Consider the following 7,418-nt stretch of genomic DNA (forward strand, 5'->3'; position numbering starts at 1 on the left):
GCAGATGACGTCTAACGAGTCAACTGGTGATTCAACGAGCAGGAAAGTGCAAGAGTTCCGCGCTTACGCCACTGGTCCGCGAGACTGTCCGGCCACGTCTGAGCTCAGACTACCGCCCCGACTCCACAGTTGTGGCAAATCCCTGTGAGATCCCTGTGAACAGTGGGGTTTTTAGCTGGAAGTCCTACTAGACATTACATGGATGTCCAACTAGATTCAGAGGTGCCGACCTCCCGGATTTCCTACCGCTTCCCAAGGGGCTACACCATGAGTTCGTTACCTGATTCCCTGCCCACATTGACGCATTTCGTCGCCGGTAAGCGCGTTCCCGGCACTTCCGGCCGCTTCGCCGACGTCTACGACCCCACACTGGGCAAGCCGGTACGACAGGTGCCGCTGGCGGACGTTTCCGAAGTCGAGGCGGTCATCGCGAACGCCGCGGAAGCTCAGCCCGGCTGGGCCGCCCGCAACCCCCAGCAACGCGCACGCGTGCTCGCCAAGTTTGTCGACCTGGTCCGCGCGGAGATCGACGAGCTGGCCACGATGCTGTCCCAGGAACACGGCAAGACCCACGCCGACGCCAAGGGCGATATCGAACGCGGGCTTGAGGTGTGCGAATTCGCCACCGGCATCCCCCACCTCATCAAGGGCGAGTACACCAGCGGAGCGGGCACGGGCATCGACGTGTACTCCATCCGCCAGCCCCTCGGCGTGGTCGCGGGCATCACCCCGTTCAACTTCCCCGCCATGATTCCGCTCTGGAAGGCCGGCCCGGCACTGGCGTGTGGAAATGCCTTCGTGCTCAAGCCCTCCGAGCGTGACCCCTCGGTGCCGCTACGCCTTGCCGAGCTGTTCCTCGAAGCAGGCCTGCCACCCGGCGTCTTCAACGTCGTCAACGGTGACAAGACTGCCGTGGACGCGCTGTTGCACGATCCGCGCATCGCCGCGGTCGGATTCGTCGGATCCACCCCGATCGCGCAGTACATCTACGAGACCGCGACTGCCAATGGCAAACGGGCTCAGTGCTTTGGCGGCGCCAAGAACCACATGATCATCATGCCGGACGCCGACATCGACCAGGCCATTGATGCGCTGATCGGTGCGGGTTACGGCTCGGCCGGCGAGCGCTGTATGGCCATCTCGGTCGCGGTGCCGGTCGGTGAATCCACCGCCGAACGGCTCGTGGACGGCCTCACCAAGCGCGCCCGCGAGCTGGTGGTCGGACCGTCGCTGGACGATGGTGTGGACTTCGGCCCGCTAGTGGGCGCGGACGCGCTCAAGCGGGTGCGCGACTACATCGACATCGGCATCGCGGAAGGTGCGCAGCTGGTTCTGGATGGCCGCGACCTCACGGTCGACGGCCACGAGGATGGGTTCTTTATCGGTGCATCACTTTTCGACCACGTGACGCCGGATATGCGCATCTACAAGGAAGAGATCTTTGGTCCGGTGGTGTCGGTGGTGCGCGCCAAGGATTACGACGAGGCAGTGCGGCTGCCCTCGGAGCACGAGTTCGGCAACGGTGTCGCGATCTTCACCCGCGACGGCGACACCGCGCGCGACTTCTGCGCCAAGGTCAACACCGGAATGGTCGGAGTAAACGTGCCGATTCCAGTTCCGGTGGCGTACCACACGTTTGGCGGCTGGAAGCGATCCGGATTCGGCGACCTCAACCAGCACGGGCCCGACTCGATCCGGTTCTACACCAAGACCAAGACGGTGACCCAGCGTTGGCCTTCGGGCACCAAAGAAGGCGCCTCCTTCGTGATTCCGACCATGGACTGAGTGGGCTATCCATGTTCAATCTCACCGACGAGCAGCGTGAAATCTGGAATACGGCGCGGGAATTCGCCGATATCCACATCGCGCCCCACGCCCTGGAATGGGACCGCGACAAGCACTTCCCGGTCGAGGTGTTTCCCAAGGCCGCGGCATTGGGCATGGGCGGCATCTACATCGATCCCGATGTCGGCGGCTCCGGTCTCACTCGTCTGGATGCCTCGTTGATCTTCGAGGCGATGGCCACCGGATGCTCCGCCGTCTCGGCGTTCATCTCCATCCACAACATGGCCGCCTGGATGATCGACGAATTCGGCGACGAGGAGCAGCGGCAACGGTGGCTGCCCTCGATGTGCACCATGGAGACGCTTGGGGCGTACTGCCTGACCGAGCCCGAATGCGGAAGTGACGCATCGGCCTTGCGAACCAGCGCGGTTCGCCAGGGGGACGAGTATGTGCTCAACGGCGTCAAGCAGTTCATCTCGGGCGCCGGGGCCGCGGACCTCTACGTGGTGATGGCGCGCACCGGGGGCCCCGGCCCACGGGGCATCTCCACCATCGTGGTGCCCAAGGACACGCCGGGGCTGTCCTTCGGGCCCCCGGAACGCAAGATGGGTTGGCATGCTCAGCCCACCGCACAGGTTGTCTTCGACGATGTCCGGGTTCCGGTGGGCAACCGCATCGGCGAGGAAGGCATCGGATTCACCATCGCGATGCGCGGCCTCAACGGCGGCCGGCTCAACATCGCGTCCTGCTCGCTCGGTGGTGCCCGCTCGGCACTGGAAAAGACCATCGAGTACCTGCGCACGCGTAAGGCATTCGGCGACGAGCTGATCAAGTTCCAGGCGCTGCAGTTCAGGCTCGCGGATATGGCCACCGAGCTGGAGGCGGCCCGCACCATGGTCTGGCGTGCGGCCTCGGCGGTACATGAGGGCGATCCACGCGCGGCCGAGCTGTGCGCCATGGCCAAACGCATTGCCACTGACGTAGGTTTCACGGTGGCCAACGAGGCGTTGCAGCTCCACGGCGGCTATGGCTACCTGGCCGAATACGGTATCGAGAAGATCGTGCGTGACCTACGGGTGCACCAGATTCTGGAAGGAACCAACGAGATCATGCGAGTCATTGTGTCCCGCAAGCTCATGACAGAGGGGCTCGCCGGATGAGCCTCTTGGGTGAAGACCATCAAGCACCGGTGACGGATCAGATCCAGACGCGGGTCGAAAAGGGTGTCGGCCTGCTGACGCTCAACCGCCCCAAGGCCATCAACTCGCTGACCAACGACATGATCACCGCGATGTCGGCGGCCCTGTCCGAGTGGGAGGCCGATGACGCGGTGCGTGCGGTGGTGCTCTCCGGCGCCGGGGAACGCGGCCTGTGCGCGGGTGGCGACGTGGTAGAGATCCACGACAGCGCCAAGATCGACGGTGTGGTTGCCCGCCGGTTCTTCCGCGAGGAATACCAACTCAATGCCCAGGTCGGCAGGTTCTCGAAACCGTATGTGGCGCTGATGGATGGCATCGTGATGGGTGGTGGCGTGGGAGTGGCCGGGCATGCCAACACCCGCATCGTCACGGACACCTCCAAGGTCGGCATGCCCGAGGTGGGGATCGGATTCATCCCGGATGTGGGCGGAACCTATCTGCTCTCCCGCGCCCCGGGTCAGCTTGGACTGCACGCCGGACTCACCGGCGCCCCGTTCTCCGGCGCCGACGCCATCGCGTTGGGCTTCGCCGACCACTACGTGCCCCATGACCGGCTGGAAAAGTTCACCAAGGCCATCATCGACAGCGACCTGGCCACCGCGCTCGCGGTGCACGGCGCCATAGCTCCTTCGAGTGACCTCGTGGCCCAACGCAGCTGGATCGACGAGTGCTACGCCGGGGAAACCGTCTCCGATATCGTGGCTGCGCTGCAATCGCACGGCGACGAGCGAGCCCGCGCAGCTGCCGATCAGATCCTGACCCGCTCCCCCATCGCATTGTCGGTGACACTCGCCGCGGTGCGACGGGCCCGCGAATTGCCCTCGCTGGAAGCAGTTCTCACCCAGGAGTATCGGGTGTCCAGCCAATCGGTGAGTTCCCACGATCTGGTCGAGGGCATCAGGGCGCAGCTGGTCGACAAGGATCGCAACCCACAGTGGGACCCGAAGACACTCGCCGCGGTTACCGAGGCCGATGTCGAGGCCTTCTTCCAGCCAGTCAGCGATGATTTGGAGTGGTCATGACCAATGTTGCCTTTATCGGCCTGGGCCACATGGGGTTACCGATGGCGGTCAATCTCACGAAGGCCGGGCACACCGTGGCCGCCTTCGACCTGTCCGAGCAGGCACGCGCTGCCGCCACCGAGGCAGGGGTGCCGTTGGCGGAGTCGGGCGCGGTGGCCGCCGCGACGGCCGATGTGGTGATCACCATGCTGCCCAAGGGCGAGCACGTGCTCTCGGCGTACCAGGATCTGCTTCCCGCGGCACGTCCGGGCACGCTGTTCATCGACTCCTCCACCGTCGACGTGGCCGATGCCCGCACCGCACATGAGGCGGCGACCACCGCGGGACATCGCTTCGCAGACGCTCCGGTGTCCGGCGGAGTGCCCGGCGCCACCGCGGCGACCCTGACGTTCATGGTGGGCGCCGATGACGCCGTATTCGCCGACGCCGAACCGATTCTGGCAGTGATGGGCAAGCGCGTCGTGCACTGCGGCGGCCCCGGCGTGGGTCAGGCCGCGAAGATCTGCAACAACATGATCCTCGGCGTATCGATGATCGCGATCAGTGAGGCGTTCGTGCTCGGCGAAAAGCTCGGCCTGACCCATCAGGCTCTTTTCGATGTCGCCGCCAACGCCTCGGGCCAGTGTTGGGCGCTCACGTCGAACTGTCCCGTGCCCGGCCCGGTGCCCACCAGCCCCGCCAATCGCGACTACACGCCCGGCTTCGCGGTCGCCCTGATGGCCAAGGACTTGGGACTGGCTGCCAACGCGGTACGCACCAACGGAGTTGACGCGCAGCTCGGCCTCGCCGCAGCCCACATCTACGACGACTTCAATACCTCGGGCGGCTCGGCCCTAGACTTCTCGGCGATCTTCACGCGAATTCAAGGAGTGTCATGACTTTCGAAACCATCCTCACCGAGCAGATCGATCGGGTCGCCGTCATCACCCTGAACCGGCCCAAGGCGCTCAACGCGCTGAACTCGCAGGTGATGAACGAGGTCACCACCGCCGCAGCAGAATTCGACGCCGACCACGGCATCGGAGCGATCATCATCACCGGTAGCGAGAAGGCATTCGCGGCGGGCGCGGATATCAAGGAAATGGCCGACCAGTCGTTCAGTGACATGTTCGGCTCCGACTTCTTCGCCGCCTGGGGCAAGTTGGGCGCCGTACGCACCCCGACCATCGCGGCCGTGAGCGGGTACGCCCTGGGCGGCGGATGTGAGCTGGCCATGATGTGCGACCTGATCATCGCCGCCGAAAACGCCAAGTTCGGCCAGCCCGAGATCAAGCTGGGCGTGCTGCCCGGCATGGGTGGATCGCAGCGGCTCACTCGCGCCATCGGCAAGGCGAAGGCCATGGACATGATTCTCACCGGGCGCAACATGGATGCCGCCGAGGCCGAGCGCAGCGGTCTGGTGTCGCGTGTGGTCCCCACCGAAAGCCTGCTCGACGAGGCCAAGGCCGTCGCCAAGACCATCTCGGAGATGTCACTCTCGGCCTCCATGATGGCCAAGGAAGCCGTCAACCGGGCCTTCGAGTCCAGCCTGACCGAAGGATTGTTGTTCGAGCGCAGGATCTTCCACTCGGCGTTCGGAACCGCTGACCAGTCAGAGGGTATGGCCGCATTCGTCGAGAAGCGTCCTGCCAACTTCATTCACCGGTAGAGACTCATCGGATCATGACCCTGCCGTTCGATCCCGTCGACGATGCCCATCGCCATTGGGTTGAGAACGGCTGGGGTGAGGTCGCCGACGGGATGGCCGCCGTCACATCGGTGATGCGGGCTCACCAGATCATGCTGGCGCGCGTCGAAGATGTACTGCGCCCACACGGACTGACCTTCTCGCGGTACGAGCTGTTGATGCTGCTGTCGTTCAGCCGGGCCGGCTCCATGCCCATGGCCAAAGCCAGTGCGCGCCTTCAGGTTCACCCCACATCCGTGACCAACACGGTGGACCGCCTGGAGGAGGCGGGACTGGTGTGCCGGGTTCCCAACCCCGCCGACGGTCGCGGCACGCTGGTGGAGATCACCCGCGCCGGACGCGATCTCGGTTCGGTGGCGACCGCCGACCTGAACGCGAAAGTGTTCGCACAGATCGGGCTCTCGCCCGCGCGTACCCGCACGCTGGTGTCGGTGCTGACGCACCTGCGGCGCGACGCCGGTGACTTCGGATAAGCATCTGGGCTAGATCAGGATGCCGTTGTCCTTGAGGGCCTTGTATCCGCCGATGACGTCGGTGGCGCGGTAGAGGCCGATCTCCTGCAGAGAGGCGGCGGCCAGGCTGGACGTATAGCCCTCCTGGCACAGGATGACCCATTCCACGTCGTGATTGCCCGCCTCCGGGATGCGGGCGTCACTTTCCGGGTCCAGGCGCCACTCCAGAACATTGCGCTCGATGACGAGGGCATTGACCACTTCGCCCTCCTCGGCACGCTGCGCGGCGGGGCGAATATCGACAAGGAATGCGCCGCGGCCCAGCGCGGTCGGCACCTCGTCGGCGGGCAGACGGCGCAGGCGGCCGCGCGCCGTCGCCAGCAGATCATGGATCGTCATGCCGCCGGCCCTTCGGGCTCATCGGTGAGGATGGTGCGGCTCCGTCGCAGCGTCTTGGCCTGGGTCACTTCGTAGTACGACATCGCGGTCAGCGGCGGCGAGTACGCGTGCACACTCAGTGTGGGTCCGATCTCGGCAGGAACCGGCGCTTCGATGGATCTCAAGGGTGCCCGCATGACGTCGTGCACCCAGCCCAGCGGGAATCCGGCCTGATCCCCGGCGTCGAGCCGACGGCGCACCAGTTGACTTCCGTCCCAGCGATATTCGTGCAGCGAACCGCTGAGCACAGTCAGCGCGCCGAGTGACCCGCAGTGGTCATGCAATTCGGTGGACTTATCGGGCACCCAGCTGATCAGCCAGACATCGAGCTCGTCGTCGGCATGAATGCGGGTGGCCCAGCGCTCGTCGGCAGGAAGCCCGCCCGCGGGCAGCAGATGGTCGAAGCGGCCGTGCAGGGCGTCGTCGGCACCCTCATCGGTGATGCGGAGCAGATCCGGCAGTCGCAGTCGGGTGGGTGAGGATCCGGCGGAGGACGGGCGGCGCAGATCCAGGACAGATGCAGTGGTCATGAAGGCTCAATCGATGGCAGGGGCAGGGATGGTGGCGGCTAGCCGCAACACCACCCCTGAAAACCCCTGTGTCCCATCACAGCTGAAATGGTACCGGCGTTTTCCAGCGGTTTTCCCCTCCGAGCAAAAGCTCTGAGTGAGTAAATGTTGTCGCTGGTAGGCACTTGCTACTTTGGAGTGGTGACCGTCCCAACCCGCATCGCCGCGACCCTGATGGCCCTCTGTGTCCCGTTGATCGGTGCGGCATGTACGTCCACACCCGACGACAAGGTGACTCCCGCCCCCACCGGCAGCACCACCACACC

Annotated in this window: 8 protein-coding genes; 6 read left to right on the plus strand and 2 right to left on the minus strand. The window is 65.0% G+C overall.

The window, feature by feature from the left end:
• Positions 1-267: 267 nt before the first annotated feature.
• From B4400_RS09960 to B4400_RS09985, 6 genes are read left to right on the plus strand one after another with little or no spacing between them, the layout of a single operon-like run.
• Positions 268-1,785, plus strand: coding sequence for a CoA-acylating methylmalonate-semialdehyde dehydrogenase (locus B4400_RS09960; protein ID WP_078310038.1), 1,518 nt, complete (start codon positions 268-270; stop codon positions 1,783-1,785).
• Positions 1,786-1,796: 11 nt separating this feature from the next.
• Complete coding sequence (locus B4400_RS09965; RefSeq protein ID WP_078310041.1) at positions 1,797-2,945, plus strand: isobutyryl-CoA dehydrogenase; 1,149 nt, start codon at positions 1,797-1,799, stop codon at positions 2,943-2,945.
• A 29-nt stretch (positions 2,946-2,974) separates the two neighbouring features.
• Positions 2,975-4,006 carry an enoyl-CoA hydratase/isomerase family protein gene (locus B4400_RS09970; protein ID WP_078310556.1) on the plus strand — a complete coding sequence of 344 codons (1,032 nt, stop codon included), beginning with the start codon at positions 2,975-2,977 and terminating at the stop codon, positions 4,004-4,006.
• A complete protein-coding gene (mmsB, locus tag B4400_RS09975; RefSeq protein WP_078310043.1) occupies positions 4,003-4,884 on the plus strand; it encodes a 3-hydroxyisobutyrate dehydrogenase in 882 nt (293 codons plus the stop codon). The genes B4400_RS09970 and mmsB overlap by 4 nt, the downstream gene beginning before the upstream one ends.
• Positions 4,881-5,654: an enoyl-CoA hydratase gene (locus B4400_RS09980; protein ID WP_078310047.1), complete on the plus strand. Its 774-nt coding sequence runs from the start codon at positions 4,881-4,883 to the stop codon at positions 5,652-5,654. The genes mmsB and B4400_RS09980 overlap by 4 nt, the downstream gene beginning before the upstream one ends.
• A 14-nt stretch (positions 5,655-5,668) precedes the next feature.
• Positions 5,669-6,166, plus strand: coding sequence for a MarR family winged helix-turn-helix transcriptional regulator (locus B4400_RS09985; protein ID WP_078310049.1), 498 nt, complete (start codon positions 5,669-5,671; stop codon positions 6,164-6,166).
• A gap of 9 nt (positions 6,167-6,175) precedes the next feature.
• On the opposite strand, the gene B4400_RS09990 is transcribed toward B4400_RS09985, so the two are convergent.
• Together B4400_RS09990 and B4400_RS09995 are read right to left on the minus strand one after the other, a co-directional pair.
• Positions 6,176-6,544, minus strand: coding sequence for a rhodanese-like domain-containing protein (locus B4400_RS09990; protein WP_078292932.1), 369 nt, complete (start codon positions 6,542-6,544; stop codon positions 6,176-6,178).
• Positions 6,541-7,113: a cysteine dioxygenase gene (locus tag B4400_RS09995; RefSeq protein ID WP_078310052.1), complete on the minus strand. Its 573-nt coding sequence runs from the start codon at positions 7,111-7,113 to the stop codon at positions 6,541-6,543. Before B4400_RS09995 ends, B4400_RS09990 begins: the two co-directional genes overlap by 4 nt.
• Between the last annotated feature and the right edge of the window lie 305 nt (positions 7,114-7,418).

The organism is Mycobacterium sp. D16Q13 (assembly GCF_002013375.1).
GTDB lineage: Bacteria > Actinomycetota > Actinomycetes > Mycobacteriales > Mycobacteriaceae > Mycobacterium.

Excerpts from the sequence above, each read along its gene's own strand:
- B4400_RS09960 (WP_078310038.1), top strand. The coding sequence starts at position 268 with ATGAGTTCGTTACCTGATTCCCTGCCCACATTGACGCATTTCGTCGCC.
- B4400_RS09965 (WP_078310041.1), top strand. The coding sequence starts at position 1,797 with ATGTTCAATCTCACCGACGAGCAGCGTGAAATCTGGAATACGGCGCGG.
- B4400_RS09980 (WP_078310047.1), top strand. The coding sequence starts at position 4,881 with ATGACTTTCGAAACCATCCTCACCGAGCAGATCGATCGGGTCGCCGTC.
- B4400_RS09995 (WP_078310052.1), bottom strand. The coding sequence starts at position 7,113 with ATGACCACTGCATCTGTCCTGGATCTGCGCCGCCCGTCCTCCGCCGGA.
- B4400_RS09985 (WP_078310049.1), top strand. The coding sequence starts at position 5,669 with ATGACCCTGCCGTTCGATCCCGTCGACGATGCCCATCGCCATTGGGTT.
- B4400_RS09990 (WP_078292932.1), bottom strand. The coding sequence starts at position 6,544 with ATGACGATCCATGATCTGCTGGCGACGGCGCGCGGCCGCCTGCGCCGT.
- mmsB (WP_078310043.1), top strand. The coding sequence starts at position 4,003 with ATGACCAATGTTGCCTTTATCGGCCTGGGCCACATGGGGTTACCGATG.